This is a genomic window from Caulobacter sp. 05T431 (assembly GCF_056665975.1).
Window position 1 is genome coordinate 56,747 of the sequence record NZ_JBFTKU010000019.1, and the last position, 14,840, is coordinate 71,586.

Annotated in this window: 14 protein-coding genes; 6 read left to right on the plus strand and 8 right to left on the minus strand. The window is 69.9% G+C overall.

Going from position 1 to position 14,840, the window contains the following annotated elements:
• Window positions 1–8 precede the first annotated feature (8 nt).
• Window positions 9–617 carry a TetR/AcrR family transcriptional regulator gene (locus tag AC1U89_RS17315; protein WP_479900914.1) on the plus strand — a complete coding sequence of 203 codons (609 nt, stop codon included), beginning with the start codon at window positions 9–11 and terminating at the stop codon, window positions 615–617.
• Window positions 618–718: 101 nt separating this feature from the next.
• On the opposite strand, the gene AC1U89_RS17320 is transcribed toward AC1U89_RS17315, so the two are convergent.
• From AC1U89_RS17320 to AC1U89_RS17340, 5 genes are all read right to left on the minus strand, one after another.
• Window positions 719–1,534 carry an enoyl-ACP reductase FabI gene (locus AC1U89_RS17320; protein WP_479900915.1) on the minus strand — a complete coding sequence of 272 codons (816 nt, stop codon included), beginning with the start codon at window positions 1,532–1,534 and terminating at the stop codon, window positions 719–721.
• 62 nt (window positions 1,535–1,596) lie between these two features.
• Window positions 1,597–3,555 (minus strand): O-linked N-acetylglucosamine transferase, SPINDLY family protein, encoded by a 1,959-nt coding sequence (locus tag AC1U89_RS17325; protein ID WP_479900962.1) that lies wholly within the window; start codon window positions 3,553–3,555, stop codon window positions 1,597–1,599.
• Window positions 3,552–4,769 carry a beta-ketoacyl-ACP synthase I gene (gene fabB, locus AC1U89_RS17330; RefSeq protein WP_479900916.1) on the minus strand — a complete coding sequence of 406 codons (1,218 nt, stop codon included), beginning with the start codon at window positions 4,767–4,769 and terminating at the stop codon, window positions 3,552–3,554. Before fabB ends, AC1U89_RS17325 begins: the two co-directional genes overlap by 4 nt.
• Window positions 4,770–4,837: 68 nt before the next feature.
• On the minus strand, window positions 4,838–5,353 hold the full coding sequence (gene fabA / locus AC1U89_RS17335; protein ID WP_479900917.1) for a 3-hydroxyacyl-[acyl-carrier-protein] dehydratase FabA: 516 nt from the start codon (window positions 5,351–5,353) through the stop codon (window positions 4,838–4,840).
• 102 nt (window positions 5,354–5,455) lie between these two features.
• Window positions 5,456–6,004 (minus strand): SH3 domain-containing protein, encoded by a 549-nt coding sequence (locus AC1U89_RS17340; RefSeq protein WP_479900918.1) that lies wholly within the window; start codon window positions 6,002–6,004, stop codon window positions 5,456–5,458.
• Window positions 6,005–6,106: 102 nt separating this feature from the next.
• On the opposite strand from AC1U89_RS17340, the gene AC1U89_RS17345 reads away from it, so the two are divergent.
• Entirely contained in the window at window positions 6,107–7,093 is a 987-nt protein-coding gene (locus AC1U89_RS17345) for a 2-hydroxyacid dehydrogenase (RefSeq protein WP_479900919.1), read from the plus strand.
• 132 nt (window positions 7,094–7,225) lie between these two features.
• The gene (locus tag AC1U89_RS17350) at window positions 7,226–9,211 is read left to right on the plus strand and encodes an alpha/beta hydrolase family protein (protein ID WP_479900920.1); all 1,986 of its coding nucleotides are present in this window, start codon (window positions 7,226–7,228) and stop codon (window positions 9,209–9,211) included.
• On the opposite strand, the gene AC1U89_RS17355 is transcribed toward AC1U89_RS17350, so the two are convergent.
• Complete coding sequence (locus tag AC1U89_RS17355; protein ID WP_479900921.1) at window positions 9,208–9,948, minus strand: HesA/MoeB/ThiF family protein; 741 nt, start codon at window positions 9,946–9,948, stop codon at window positions 9,208–9,210. The two genes, AC1U89_RS17350 and AC1U89_RS17355, sit on opposite strands and share 4 nt — an antisense overlap.
• Before the next feature lie 5 nt (window positions 9,949–9,953).
• On the opposite strand from AC1U89_RS17355, the gene hslV reads away from it, so the two are divergent.
• From hslV to hslU, 3 genes are all read left to right on the plus strand, one after another.
• Window positions 9,954–10,553: an ATP-dependent protease subunit HslV gene (gene hslV, locus AC1U89_RS17360; protein WP_479900922.1), complete on the plus strand. Its 600-nt coding sequence runs from the start codon at window positions 9,954–9,956 to the stop codon at window positions 10,551–10,553.
• 88 nt (window positions 10,554–10,641) lie between these two features.
• Window positions 10,642–11,478 carry a DUF4440 domain-containing protein gene (locus AC1U89_RS17365; protein WP_479900923.1) on the plus strand — a complete coding sequence of 279 codons (837 nt, stop codon included), beginning with the start codon at window positions 10,642–10,644 and terminating at the stop codon, window positions 11,476–11,478.
• Window positions 11,475–12,773 (plus strand): ATP-dependent protease ATPase subunit HslU, encoded by a 1,299-nt coding sequence (gene hslU / locus AC1U89_RS17370; protein ID WP_337685581.1) that lies wholly within the window; start codon window positions 11,475–11,477, stop codon window positions 12,771–12,773. The genes AC1U89_RS17365 and hslU overlap by 4 nt, the downstream gene beginning before the upstream one ends.
• A gap of 25 nt (window positions 12,774–12,798) precedes the next feature.
• On the opposite strand, the gene AC1U89_RS17375 is transcribed toward hslU, so the two are convergent.
• Together AC1U89_RS17375 and AC1U89_RS17380 are read right to left on the minus strand one after the other, a co-directional pair.
• Complete coding sequence (locus tag AC1U89_RS17375) at window positions 12,799–13,860, minus strand: DUF2252 family protein (protein WP_479900924.1); 1,062 nt, start codon at window positions 13,858–13,860, stop codon at window positions 12,799–12,801.
• Between the two features lie 50 nt (window positions 13,861–13,910).
• Complete coding sequence (locus AC1U89_RS17380) at window positions 13,911–14,792, minus strand: methylated-DNA--[protein]-cysteine S-methyltransferase (RefSeq protein ID WP_479900925.1); 882 nt, start codon at window positions 14,790–14,792, stop codon at window positions 13,911–13,913.
• Window positions 14,793–14,840: the final 48 nt, after the last annotated feature.

A 14,840-nucleotide genomic window follows, 5' to 3' on the forward strand; every position in this document is an offset into this window, starting at 1 on the left:
AGTCGCCAATGCCTAGAGTTGCGGGACAGATTGACGTCGCCAAGACCGAAGCCATCCTCGACGCCGCCGTCGAGGTGATCGGCCAGCGCGGCCTGGGCGCGCCCATGGAGGCCATCGCCAAGCGGGCGGGCGTCTCCAAGCAGACCGTCTACAACCACTACGGCTCCAAGGCCGAGCTGATGCGCGCCCTGATGCACCGGCGGGTGGAGTCGATCACCGCCCCGCTGCGCGATCCCGGCGCCGTGGACAATCCCACCGAGACCCTGGAGGCCTACGCCCTCTCGCTGCTGGACACGGTGATCACCAACAAGAGCTATTCGATGATGCGGGTGGTCATGCTGGGCGCGGGCGAGATGCCCGACGTGGCCCAGGAGGTCTACGAGGCCGGCCCCCTCAGCGCCCGCCGCCAGCTGGCCGCCTTCCTCAAGGCCGAGACCGAGCTGGGCCGGATGAAGGTCGAGGACTTCGAGCAGGCCGCCGAGCTGTTCTCCGGCATGGTCATGGGCCAGGCCCAGATGCGCTCTCTGCTGCGCCTGCCGTCCGACAAGACGCCGGACGACTATCGCCGCCTGGCCCGCGAAGCCGCCGAGCGCTTCATGAAGGCCTACGCGGCCTAGTTTTTGCTTTGTCGCGCTTTCTTCACGCGAACCGGCTTCCACTTCGCTCGAAAGCGCTTTGAAAAAAGCCCCCGCTCCGGAGGAGCGGGGGCTTTGTCGTCCTAGGCTTCCGCCTCGTCGGGCATGCCCATCATGTGGAAGCCCGCGTCGACGTGGACCACCTCGCCGGTGGTCGACCGGCCCAGGTCCGAGGCCAGCCACAGGGCCGCGCCGGCGACGCCTTCCATCGAGGTGTCTTCCTTCATCGCTGAGAACGCCCGGCCCTGGGCGATCATGCCGCGACCGCCCGAGATGCCGGCCAGGGCCAGGGTGCGCATGGCGCCGGCCGAGATGGCGTTGCAGCGGATGCCCTTGGGACCCAGGTCGCGGGCGATATAGCGGGTCGAGGCCTCAAGAGCCGCCTTGGCCACGCCCATGGTGTTGTAGTTCGGGATGGTCCGCTCCGACCCCAGATAGGTCATGGTGATCAGCGAGCCGCCGTTCGGCATGATCTTGCTGGCCCGCTTGGCCACGTCCACGAAGCTGAAGGCCGAGATGTTCATGGCCAGCAGGAAACCCTCGCGGGTGGTGTTGTCCACGAACGAACCCTTCAGCTCGTTCTTGTTGGCGAAGGCCACCGAGTGGATCACGAAGTCGATCGTACCGAACACCTTCTCGATTTCGGCGAAGGCGGCGTCCATCGAGGCGTCATCGGTGACGTCGGCCGGGATCATCGTCTTGACGCCGATGCTCTCGGCCAGCGGGCGCACGCGGCGCTCCAGCTCTTCGCCCTGGTAGGTGAAGGCCATCTCGGCGCCCTGGGCGGCCAGTTGGCTGGCGATGCCCCAGGCGATCGAATTGTGGTTGGCCACGCCCATGACGAGGCCCTTCTTGCCCCGCATCAGCTCGCCCTTGGGGAATGCGTAATCGTCGGCCATTGGTCGGCTCTCCTGGAATTCGTGAGCGCTAGCTAGCAGGCGCATTGCCTTCACGGAACCCTTCAGGCGGGTTCGATGTCGAAGCTCTCGTGCGGCAGACCGGCCCAGATCCGCTGGGCCATGGTCCCGAAGGCGCTCTCCAGCGTCGCCGCGAAGGCCGCCGGATCGAACACCGAGGTCGCGTGAAGAGCCTCCTTCAACCGCCCCCCGAGGGCCTCCAGCGCCGCCTGATCCGTCGTCATCCGGACGGCCGTGGCGACATAGGCCTCGACATCGGCGGCGACCAGATCGGTCAGGCCCAGGCGCGTCAGGAGACTGGCGGCCACGCGACTGGCGAAGCTTCGTCCCGGCAGGGTCAGCAGCGGAACGCCCATCCGCAGGGCGTCGCTGGCCGTGGTGTGGGCGCCGTAGGGCCAGGTGTCCAGCATCAGGTCGGCCAGGCCCTGCCGCGCCAGGTGCCGGGCGTGCGGGACGGGCTTGGCGAACATCAGGCGCGCGGGATCGACCCCCGCGCTCACGGCCTGGGTCGCCAGGTTGGCGGCCGCGCCGGGCGAGCCCTCATAGAGCCAGAGGACCGATCGCGGCGCCGCCGAGAGGATCCGCATCCAGACGGCGAAGGTCTCGGGCGTGATCTTGCCCGGATTGTTCAGGCAGCCGAAGACGAAGGCGTCGTCCGGCAGGCCCTCGTCGGCGCGGGTCGGGCGTTGCTCCTCTGGATCGGCCAGGGCGTCGTTGGGCTGGTAGAGCGGCAGGCGGACCACCGCCTCGCTCCAGTCGGCCTCCGCCCCGGGCGGCAAAACGACCGGATCGGCGATGACATAGTCCACATAGGCCGCGGCCAGGGTCCCGGGATAGCCCAGCCAGCTGACCTGGACCGGCGCGGCCCGATGGGCCAGGATTCCGGGGCGGCCGTCCTGGGTGTAGCCCTTGAGGTCCACCAGGATCTCGACGCCGAGCTCGCCGATCAGGGTTGCGATTTCAGTGTCGGTCAGGCCGCGCACGTCGATCCAGCGATGGACCGCCTTGCCGATCCGCCGGCGCAGGTCCCCGCCCAGGTCCGGGCCGTACGACAGGGCGATGGCCTCCACGACCTCGGGATCGTGGGCCTCCAGCAGCCCCGCCATCAGCCTGGCCGTGGCGTGGTCGTGGAGATCGGCCGAAAGATAGGCGACCAGGATCGGTGAACCGGGCTTGGAGCCGGGCCTGTCCGGCCGAGCCTCGGGCGGCGCGGCCAGGGCGGCGCAGGTCCGGTGCAGGGCTGGATCGTCGAACACCGCCAGCGCCGCGAACGGGCTGATCGCGGGACGGCCTGCCTCCAGCTCGCTTCGCACGGCCTGGCGCAGGGCCGCGTCGTCGCGCCAGTCGCAGGCCTGGCGGCGGACATGCAGCAGGTCGCCCAGCGCGCGGGGATGGCGGGGATCGAGCGCGACCACCGCCCCCAGGTCGCGGGCCGCCTCGACCGGACGCCCCAGCAGGGTCAGCAGGGCCGCACGGTTGGCCAGGGTCCTGGGGTCGCGCGGCGCGGCGACGCAGGCCCGGTCGTGGGCGGCCAGGGCCTCGTTGAACCGGCCGAGATCGGTCAGGGCTGCCCCCAGGTTGGACAGGGCGTCCCCGAAGCCCGGCGACAGGTCCAGGGCGTGATCATAGGCCGCCAGGGCCTCGGCCGGACGCCCCAGGCGGCGCAGGGCCACGCCCTGGGCGTTCAGGACCGGCGGATTGTCGGGATCGGCCGCCAGGGCCGCGGCGCAGGCCGGCAGGGCCTCCTCGAACCGCTCCAGCGCGACCAGGGCGGCGGCGCGGGCCGACAGGACGCCGGACCGGGCGGGATCAAGGGCCAGGGCGCGGTCGAGGGCCTCCAGCGCTTGACCCGTCGACCCCAGGGCCAGGTGCGACACGCCCAGCACATGCCAGGCGGCGATCGCGCCGGGATCGTCACGGACCAGGCGTTCGCACAGGGCCGCCGCCTCCGCCGGCCGTCCGGCCCGGTAGAGGTCGAAGGCCTGGCGAGCGGTCAGGGTCAGTCGACCTTGCTGAAGATCAGCGTGCCGTTGGTGCCGCCGAAGCCGAAGCTGTTGGACATCACCGTGGTCAGCGGCTTGTCCGACCGCTCCAGAAGGATCGGCAGGTCGGCGAACTCGGGGTCGAGGTTTTCGATGTTGGCGCTCTCGGCCGCGAAGCCGTTGTCGAGCATCAGGATCGAATAGATCGCCTCCTGCGCCCCGGCCGCGCCCAGGCTGTGGCCGGTCAGCGACTTGGTCGACGAGATCAGCGGGGCCTTGTCGCCGAACACGTCGCGGACGGCGCCCATCTCCTTGCTGTCGCCGACGGGGGTCGAGGTGCCGTGCGGGTTCAGGTAGTCGATGGTCCGGCCGCCGGCCTGGGCCATGGCCAGCTTCATGCAGCGCGCCGCGCCCTCGCCCGACGGGGCGACCATGTCGTAGCCGTCGGAATTGGCCGCGTAGCCCACGACCTCGCCATAGATCTTGGCCCCGCGCGCCTTGGCGTGCTCGTACTCTTCCAGGACGACGATGCCCGCGCCGCCGGCGATCACGAAGCCGTCGCGGTCCTTGTCATAGGCGCGGCTGGCCACGGCCGGGCGGTCGTTGAAGTTGCTGCTCATCGCGCCCATGGCGTCGAACAGGTTGGACAGGGTCCAGTCCAGCTCCTCGCAGCCGCCGGCGAAGACGATGTCCTGCTTGCCCATCTGGATCTGCTCGGCGCCCGCGCCGATGCAGTGGGCGCTGGTCGCGCAGGCCGAGCTGATCGAATAGTTGATCCCGCGGATCTTGAACCAGGTCGACAGCACGGCCGACGGACCCGAGCTCATCGCCTTGGGCACCGCGAACGGGCCGATCCGCTTGGGGCCCTTTTCCTGGGTGGTGGCCGCCGCCTCGACGATCACCCGGGTGGACGGACCGCCCGAACCGACGATCAGGCCGGTGCGCTCGTTGGAGACCTGGGCCTCTTCCAGCCCGGCGTCGGCGATCGCCTGCTCCATGGCGATGTGCGCATAGGCCGTGCCCGGCGCCAGGAAGCGCGCCGCGCGGCGGTCGACCAGGGCTTCCCAGCTGTCGAGCTTGACCGTGGCGTGGACCTGGCAGCGGAAGCCCAGCTCAGCGTATTCCGGCGCGGAGACCACGCCGGACTTGGCTTCACGCAGTGAGGCGAGCACCTCATTGGCGTTGTTGCCGATGGACGAGACGATTCCCAGTCCGGTGACGACGACGCGACGCATGAATAATCCTCTTCTCTTCCCCTGATCCCGAAGGGGTCGGCTCTAGGACGGCCGACCCTGCGACGGGATCAAGACGCCATCTGATCGGCGGTGAACAGGCCGACCTTCAGGTCCTTGGTTTCGTAGATGACCTTGCCGTCGGCTTCCATGACGCCGTCGGCGATGCCCATCACCAGCTTGCGCATGATCACGCGCTTCAGATCGATCTTGTAGGTGACCTTCTTGATGTCCGGCGTGACCTGGCCGGTGAACTTCACCTCGCCGACGCCGAGGGCGCGGCCGCGGCCGGGACCGCCCGACCAGCCCAGGAAGAAGCCGACCAGCTGCCACAGGGCGTCCAAGCCCAGGCAGCCGGGCATGACGGGGTCGCCGATGAAGTGGCAGGCGAAGAACCAGAGGTCCGGATTGATGTCGAATTCGGCCTCGACATAGCCCTTGCCGTACTTGCCGCCCTCGGACTCGATGCGGACGATGCGGTTGAACATCAGCATCGGCGGCGCCGGCAGCTGGGCGTTGCCGGGGCCGAACAATTCGCCGCGGCCGCAGGCCAGAAGTTCGTCGTAGGTGAAGGAACTTTGTTGCATGGCCTCGCCCTAGCACGGCGGCGGGCCGCGCCTCAATGTTACTTTCGGTAACGCCTGTGATCGCCAAACGCTGCCCAAGGCCTTAAACGGGGCGAAAACGCCCTATTCCTTGCACTGCACCCCGGGGGCCGCGCCCCAGATCTGGTCCTGCGGCGCCCAGCCCGATTCGCCGTCGGCCTTCAGCTTGCACCAGCCCTTTTCGCAACGGTCGAGATTGGCCGTGGCGCGGCCGGCCAGATAGGCGGTCACCCGGGCCCCCGCCTTGGGCTGGGCCCGCAGCGGCAGCGGCGTGGCCTGGACCCGCATGGCGGTGCGGCGACCGTCGGTCGTGCGCTTGTGCACCCAGGCCAGGTTGCCCTCCGGATCGCAGATGCGCCGCCATTCGCGGGTCTCGGCCACCACCTGCACCGGCAGGCCCTTGACCTTGTAGATCCACAGCAGGCGATGGGCCTCGTCGGGCCCGACGCGCGCGTTCACCTCGCCGTACTTCAGCGACACGTAGCGCGGCACCTCCATGCCCGAGGGCGTGACCTTCGGGGCCTGGGCCAGGGCGGCGCTTCCCGCGAGCGTGACCAGACCGACGGCGACGACGGCCCATCCGCCAAGCGAGGAACGGGCGCCGAGCGAACGATGTTTGCAATTCGTCGGCATGTTGCTTGGCCGCATGGGGCCCCTTTGCTACAGATTTCGAACACCCGCCCGGAAACCCCATTTGGGGAAACGCCCAGCAGGGGAAGGCTTTTCGAACCGCTCATGTCAGCTCGCAAGCTCAAAGTCATCGTCACCCGCAAACTCCCCGATCCGGTGGAGACGCGGATGTGCGAGCTGTTCGACACCCAGCTGAACGTCACCGACAAACCCTTGACGGCCGATGAACTGGTCGAGGCGATGACCCAGGCCGACGTGCTGGTGCCCACCATCACCGACCGCATCGACAGCCGTCTTCTGTCGCGATCCGGCGACCGGCTCAAGCTGATCGCCAATTTCGGGGCCGGGGTCGACAATATCGACGTCGCCACGGCCAACGCCCGGGGCATCATCGTCACCAACACGCCCGGCGTGCTGACCGAGGACACCGCCGACCTGACCATGACCCTGATCATGGCCGCCTCGCGCCGGGTGGTCGAGGGCGCGGAGGTGGTCAAGGCGGGCGGCTTCCACGGCTGGTCGCCGACCTGGATGCTGGGCCGCCGCCTGTGGGGCAAGCGCCTGGGCATCATCGGCATGGGCCGCATCGGCCAGGCCGTGGCCCGCCGCGCCAAGGCCTTCGGCATGCAGGTGCACTACCACAACCGCAAGCCGGTCAGCCCTCGCATCGCCGAGGAGGTCGGGGCCACCTACTGGGAGAGCCTGGACCAGATGCTGGCCCGGATGGACTTCATCTCGGTCAACTGCCCGCACACCCCGGCCACCTACCACCTGCTGTCGGCCCGCCGGCTCAAGCTGTTGCGGCCCCAGAGCATCATCGTCAACACCGCCCGCGGCGAGGTGATCGACGAGGGGGCCCTGGCCAACATGCTGGCGCGCGGCGAGATCGCCGGGGCGGGGCTGGACGTCTACGAGCACGAGCCGGCCATCAATCCCAAGCTGCTCAAGCTGCCCAACGTCGTGCTCCTGCCCCACATGGGCTCGGCCACGGTCGAGGGCCGCGTCGACATGGGCGAGAAGGTCATCGTCAACGTGAAGACCTTCATGGACGGCCACCGTCCGCCGGACCGCGTCATCCCGTCGATGCTGTAGATCCTCCGGGCGCGACGCCCGGTTGCAAAAGACCGCGGACCCGACGATGTTGGACCAAGCGTGGCCGTAGGCCGCGCCTGTAACCGATTTCGCGACCGGGGGGCCGCAAGCTTGCTGACTCGACGTTTTATGATGGCGGCCGCCGCGACGGCGCCGCTGGCTCTTGAACACGCCTTCGCCGCCGAAACCGCGCCGCTTGTTCCACCCACCATCGACGAACTGCTGAAGGACGCCGAGGTCCTGGATTCGGCCCTGTCGCCGGACGGCAAGCGGGCCGCCGTCCTGGTCAGCAGGACGATCGACGGCAAGGTGTACTCGCGCATCGACTTCTACCAAACCGGAACCCGCACGGACACCAAGCCCGTGCTCCTGGGCGCGATCGTGGTCGAACAGGTCGAATGGGCCAGCAACGACCGGCTGCTGATCTGGGTCCGGATGGACAAGAACGAGGACGGCAAGCCCACCGGCCGCGTGTTCTACGACGAGTTCGTGCCGATCCCCGTCCGCCGCCTCCTGTCGATCAACGCCGACGGCAAGGACGCCACGGTGCTGTTCAACAACCAGAAAGGCCTGGTCAAGCGCCAGTTCAACCTCAGCAACGTCGTCGACCGGATGAACGACGATCCACGCAACATCCTGATGCAGCTGTGGGACGTCAACGCCGAGGCCGAGGCCCTGTACCGGGTCGACGTCTACAGCGGCGAGGCGGTGCTGGTCGAAAAGGGCCGCCAGGCGACCGACGGCTGGTTCACCCAGAGCGGGGTGCCGGTCATCCGCTATGACAGCAATCCGCGCGGCACCACGGTGACGATCTATGTGCGCGCGCCGGGCGAAACCGAGTGGAAGCTGTTCCGGAAGGTCCGCCGCAACGAGCTGGAGCAGCTGGCCGACCTAGAGTTCGTCGCCCCCACCCCCGATCCCGGCGTGATCCTGATGCTGGGCATGGACGAGGGCGCCGACATGCCCTCGATCCGCAAGTTCGACACCCGCACCATGAAGGTCGGAGACCTGGTCGCCGAGAACAAGTCCCGGCAGATCCGCGGCGTCTTCACCGACGAAGCCGACGTCGCCCTGGGGGTCAGCCTCAGCGACGACCGCACCAACTACACCTTCTTCGATCCCACCCTGGCCAAGCACTACAAGGCCGTGAACGCCTATTTCGGCAACGAATGCAGCGTCCAGCCCTTCGACGTCAGCAGCGACCACAAGCACTTCATCTTCGACGTGTCCGGGCCGCGCCAGCCCGGGGCCTTCTGGCTCTACGACGTGGACAAGAAGAACCTGGAGTTGCTGGGCGAAAGACGTCCCTGGCTGACGGCCGACCGCCTGGCGCCGATGACGACCCTGTCGGTCAAGACCCGCGACGGGGCGACCATCACCGCCTATCTGACGACGCCGATCACCCCGGCCAAGGGCCCCCGCCCGCTGGTTGTGCTGCCGCACGGCGGCCCCGAGGTGCGCGACCGGCTGGACTTCGACCTGTTCGCCCAGACCTTCGCCGCCCAGGGCTGGCTGGTGCTGCAGCCGAACTTCCGAGGGTCGGGCGGCTACGGCAAGGCCTTCGCCGACCAGGGTCGCCGCCATTGGGGCGACCGGATGCAGGAAGACGTCGAGGACAGCGTCGACCACGTGATCGCCGCCGGCCTCGCCGACCCGGCCAAGGTCGCGATCTGCGGGGCCAGCTACGGCGGCTACGCGGCCCTGATGGGCGCGGTGCGCCGACCCGACCTCTACAAGGCCGTGGTCTCGATCGCCGGCGACGCCGATCTCGACGAAACCTTGGCCTTCTCGCGCCAGGAAGACGGTTCGGACTCGCGGACCTACGAGTACTGGGTGGAGACCATCGGCGATCCGAAGGCCGACAAGGCCATGCTGGCCAAGGCCTCGCCAGCCCTACGCGCGGCCGAGTTCAAGGCCCCGGTGCTGCTGATCCACGGCACGGAAGACACCATCGTCACGCCCCGCCAGTCGCGGATCATGGCCAAGGCCCTCAAGGCGGCCGGAAAGTCGTGCGAGCTGGTCGAGATGAAGGGCGTGGGCCACCGCGATTGGACCGACGCCAACTGGAAGATGCTGCTCGAGAAGTCGGTGGCGCACATCCGGCGAGGCTTCGCCTAGCCAGCCCCGCAGCTGGGACACGCCGGATCCGCCCCGATCCGCACCGTCCGGGTCTCGGCGGCCAGGGCGTCGTAGATCAGCAGGCGTCCGGCCAGGGTATGGCCGGCGCCGGTGATCGCCTTGACCGCCTCCAGGGCCATCATCGAGCCGATCACACCGGCCAGGGCCCCGACCACCCCGACCAGGGCGCAGGTCTCGGCGTCCGGCGGGATCTCGGGCACCAGGCAGCGGTAGCAGGGCTTGCCCTGGAACACCCCGACCTGGCCGGTCCAGCGGCCCAGGGCCCCGCTGACCAGGGTCTTGCCCTCGGCCAGGCAGGCGTCGCTGACGGCGAAGCGGGTGGCGAAGTCGTCCGTGCCGTCCAGCACCAGGTCATACCGCGATATGACCACGCGGGCGTTGGCCTCACCCAGCCATACCGGATGGGTTTCGATGGTCAGATGCGGGTTCAGGGCCGTCAGGTGCTCGGCGGCGGCCTCGACCTTGGGCCGGCCCGTGTCGGCGGTGGCGAACAGCACCTGGCGCTGCAGGTTCGACAGCGAGACGGTGTCGGCGTCGACCAGGCCCAGGGTCCCCACCCCGGCGGCGGCCAGGTAGAGGGCGGCGGGCGCGCCCAGCCCCCCGGCCCCGACCACCAGCACCCGCGCCGCCTTCAGCTTCTGCTGGCCCGGCCCGCCGATCTCGCGCAGCACCAGGTGGCGGGCGTATCGTTCGACCTCGGCGTCGGAAAAGCTCATGGCGCTTGACCCTCGTGCCCGGCCTCGCCACATGCGAAGCCATGCAAAACAGCAATTCCTTCCCCGACTGGCACGGCACGACCATTCTGGCGGTGCGCAAGAACGGTCAGACCGTGATCGCCGGCGACGGACAGGTCTCCATGGGCCCAACCGTCGTCAAGGGCAACGCCCGCAAGGTGCGCCGCCTGGCCGGCGGCAAGGTGGTGGCCGGGTTCGCCGGCGCCACGGCCGACGCCTTCACCCTGATCGAGCGGCTGGAAGCCAAGCTGGAGCAGTATCCCGACCAGCTGGCCCGGGCCTGCGTGGACCTGGCCAAGGACTGGCGCACCGACCGCTACCTGCGCCGCCTGGAGGCCATGCTGCTGGTGGCCGACGCCACCTCGATCTACACCGTGACCGGCGTCGGCGACGTGCTGGAGCCGGGCGAAAGCCAGGGCGGCGGCTCGGTGGCGGCCATCGGCTCGGGCGGCAACTACGCCCTGGCGGCGGCCAAGGCCCTGATCGACCAGGACCTGAGCGCCGAGGAGATCGCCCGGCGCTCGATGGCCATCGCCGCCGAGATCTGCGTCTACACCAACGGCAACCTGACGGTAGAAAGCCTTTAGGGGAAAGCCTGTAAGGCCTTCAAGTTACGGCGAATTCACGAGCGGACCGCGCGTCCGCGCGCTTAGCTGCGGGCGGGAGGCACCCTTCATGCTCAAGACCGCTCTGATCGCCTGCGCCCTGCTGGCCGCGACACCCGCCCTGGCCGCGCGCCCGTCCCCTGCCGAGATCGAGAAGGCCGAGCGCGCCTTCGCGGCCGACGGCGCGGCGCTGGGGATCCGGGACTCGTTCCTGGCCCACATGGCCGACGACGCCATCGTCTTCTCGCCCGGACCGGTCAGCGCCAAGGCGCTGTACGCCGCCCGCCCGTCCAGCAAGACCCCGAAGCTGGAATGGTGGCCGCAGCGCGTGGTCATCGCCCGTTCGGGCGATCTGGGCCTGTCGGTTGGGCCCTGGGCGATCAACGGCAAGCGCGGCGCCTATTACGCCACGATCTGGCGCAAGGCGCCCGACGGGACCTGGAAGTGGGTCTATGACGGCGGCGGCGACGCCGACGGGACCAAGGGTCCCGATCCCGCCACCCCGTCCACCCAGGGCCCGATCGCCGCCCAGGGCGCCGGAAGCCCGGCCGCCGGCTTCGAGGAGGCCCGCGCCGCCGAGGATCAACTCGCCGAGGCCGCCGCCCACGACGCGGCGGGCGCCTATGACGCCGTGCTCAGCGCGGACGCCCTGCTGACCGGTCCCGGCGGGACCAAGGCCTTGGCCGTCGACGACCTGGCGGGCCGCCGCAAGCTGCGTCCGGCCGCCCTGACCCTGACGCCGGTCGGCGGCGGCGCGTCGCGGGCCGGCGACCTGGTCTGGATCCACGGCCAGGCCCATTGGACGGCCGACGGTCCCAAACCCGTCGCCGCGCACTATATGCATGTCTGGCAAAGGCGCGCCGAAGGGTGGCGCCTGATCTTCGAGACCCTGATCAACGACACATGACCGAATTCTCCCCCCGCGAAATCGTCTCCGAGCTGGATCGCTACATCGTCGGCCATACCGAGGCGAAGAAGGCCGTCGCCGTGGCCCTGCGCAACCGCTGGCGCCGCCGCCGCGTGCCGGACGACCTGCGTGACGAGGTCACCCCCAAGAACATCCTGCTGATCGGCCCGACGGGCGTGGGCAAGACCGAGATCGCCCGCCGCCTGGCCAAGCTGGCCCAGGCCCCGTTCCTGAAGGTCGAGGCCACCAAGTTCACCGAGGTCGGCTATGTCGGCCGCGACGTCGACCAGATCGTCCGCGACCTGGTCGAGAGCGCCCTGTCCATGGTCCGCGACAAGCGCCGGGCGGGCGTGAAGGCCAAGGCCGAGGCGGCCGCCGAGGAGCGCATCCTGGACGCCCTGACCGGTCCCGGCGCCAGCGCGGCCCGCGACAGCTTCCGCAAGAAGCTGCGGGCCGGCGAGCTGGACGACAAGGAAGTGGAGCTGCAGCTGGCCGACACGGGCGGCGGCGGCATGTTCGAAATCCCCGGCCAGCCCGGCGCCTCGGTGCTGAACCTGTCGGAGATGATGAAGTCGTTCGGCGGCGGCGGACGCACCAAGACCCACAAGACCACCGTCGTCGGCGCCTGGGCCCCGCTGATCGCCGAGGAGAGCGACAAGCTGCTGGACCAGGAGGCCCTGACGCAGGAGGCCCTCGAGCTGGCCGAGAACCACGGCATCGTCTTCCTGGACGAGATCGACAAGGTCGCTTCGTCCAGTCAGCGCGGCGGCGCCGACGTCTCGCGCGAGGGCGTCCAGCGCGACCTGCTGCCGCTGATCGAGGGCACGACGGTCTCGACCAAGTACGGGCCGGTGAAGACCGACCACATCCTGTTCATCGCCTCGGGCGCCTTCCACGTGGCCAAGCCCAGCGACCTGCTGCCCGAGCTGCAAGGCCGCCTGCCGATCCGGGTGGAGCTGAAGGGCCTGACCCGCGACGACCTGCGCCGCATCCTGACCGAGCCGGAAGCCAACCTGATCCGCCAGCACCAGGCCCTGATGCTGACCGAGGGCGTGACCCTGGTGTTCAGCGACGAGGCCATCGACGCCGTCGCCGACGCGGCCGTGGCGGTCAACGCCTCGGTCGAGAACATCGGCGCTCGCCGCCTGCAGACCATCCTGGAGAAGGTGGTCGAGGAGATCAGCTTCTCGGCGGCGGATCGCTCCGGCGAGACGGTGACCGTCGACGCGGCCTATGTGAACGACCGCATCGGCGCCCTGGCCGGCAACGCCGATCTGAGCCGGTTCATCCTGTAAATTCCTTCTCCCTGAGGAAGAGGGTTCAGGAAAACGCCGCCTGGTCCGTTTCGATCTGCTGCGCGGCCGCCTTGGCGTGGTCGCGCAACCAGTCGGCGGGCAGGGTCCGCAGATGCGCCGGCACGGCCGCGGCCCGGGCCACATCCCCCGCGTGGCAGGCGGCGATCTCGCGGCCCATGGCGGTCAGCATGTCCATGGACAGCAGGTCCTCGCCCGAATCCCGGGCCTCGATCTTGCGGCTGTTGGGCGACAGCCGGCGGACCGCCAGGCCGTCGGCGACCTGGTAATGCGGATCGACCGCCCGGAACCGGCCGCCGGCGACCTCGGCCACGCGGATCGTCGGGTCGCCGCCGTGTCGCAGCGTCCAGGCCGAGACCACCATCGCCTTGACCTCGCGCAGCACCGGACCGCCTCGCCACTCGGCCCGGGCGACGAAGCGCGGCCGGCCCAGGCTGCCGACCCCAGCCGTGCGCGGGAAGGTCTCGAAGGCGCCGTCGGGGTCCGGCAAGGCGGCCCGCAGGGCCTGGCGATAGCGCGGCGGGATCGGTCGCGACGGTGGCGTCGCGAACTTGGCCCAGTAGGCGGCGCGGTCGGGCTCGGGCAGGACCACCGCCTTGCGCAGCCATTTGTGGTCACGCTCCAGGATGAACGGCTGGGGATCGGCCAGGCCCGCGGCGTATCCGGCCAGGATCGCCTGGCAGATGTCGCGCGAGCCGGGCGCGTCGCCCTGGCGGGCCAACAGGGCGCTGGCGGCCAGGCGCACCATGTCCAGCGGCCAGGGCATGACGGCCGCGTCGTCGAAATCGTTGGCGCCCCAGACGAGGCGTCCCTCGGCGTCGCGCCAGCAGCCGAAGTTCTCGACATGGGTGTCGCCGATCGCCAGCACCGGCGGGGCCGAGGCCAGGTCCGGGCAGACCTCGAGGACGGTCTCGGCCCAGCGCCAGTAGGTGGCCCGCAGGAACGGGAACGGCCCCTGGCGCATCTTGTCGTGCTTCTCGGCCAGGTCGGCCTCGACCAGGTCGCCGCCCAGGGCCGCGCCCAGCCAGGTCTCGTAGGCCTTGGCCGAAGCCTTGATCGAGGCGGTCATGGGCGGTTCCGGGGCGGCGGCGGTCGTCCGTGAGACTAGGCCCTGGGGCGTCAGGCCGAAAGCCGGCCGCTGGCCCCGACGGCCTCCATGCCCAGCATCGCCGCCTTGCGGCCCAGACCCCAGTGATAGCCGGTCAGCCGGCCGTCCTTGGCGATGGCCCGATGGCAGGGGATCAGCAGCGAGATCGGATTGGCCCCGATCGCCCCGCCGGTGGCCTGGTAGGCGCGCGGCTTGCCGGCCCAGGCGGCGATCTCGCCATAGGTGCTGGTCTGGCCCGGCGGGATGCGCAGCAGGGCCTTCCAGACCTGGACGTTGAACGGCGAGCCGATCAGCACCACCGGCAGGGGCTGGTCGCCGCCGTGGAAGGCGTGGATGGCGGTCTGGGCCGCCGCCTCGTCGTCGCGGCGCCAGTCGGCGGCCGGAAAGCGCCGGTGCATGTCGTCGAAGGTCGCCTCGTCGTCGCCGTCCGAGAAGGCCAGGCCCGCCAGGCCGCGCGGGGCCATGACGAACAGGCCCTTGCCGTAGGGCGTCGGCGCCCAGCCCCAGGTCAGGCTGATGCCTTCCCCGCGCCGGCGCACGTCGCCGGGGGTCACCGCCTCCTGGGCGATGAACAGGTCGTGCAGGCGCGAGGGCCCGGAAAGCCCGGCGTCATAGGCGGCGTCAAGCACGCTGGCCCCCTCCTCCAGCGACCGCCGGGCCTCGGCATGGGCGATGGCGGCGACGAAGGTCTTGGGACTGACCCCCGCCCAGCGGCTGAACACCCGCTGGAAATGGAAAGGCGACAGGCCGACGGCCTGGGCGGCCTCGTCCAGCGACGGGCGCTCCTGCCAGCGGTCGGCCAGCCAGGCCAGGGCCTTGGCCATGCGGTCGTAGTCGGCCGACCGCTCGGTCAGGTGGGCGAAGGCTTGCGAGGGCGAGATATCGAGGGCCATGGGGAGAAGATAGTGCGTCGGGAGAACGCCGTCCGCCCGGTTCTTGCG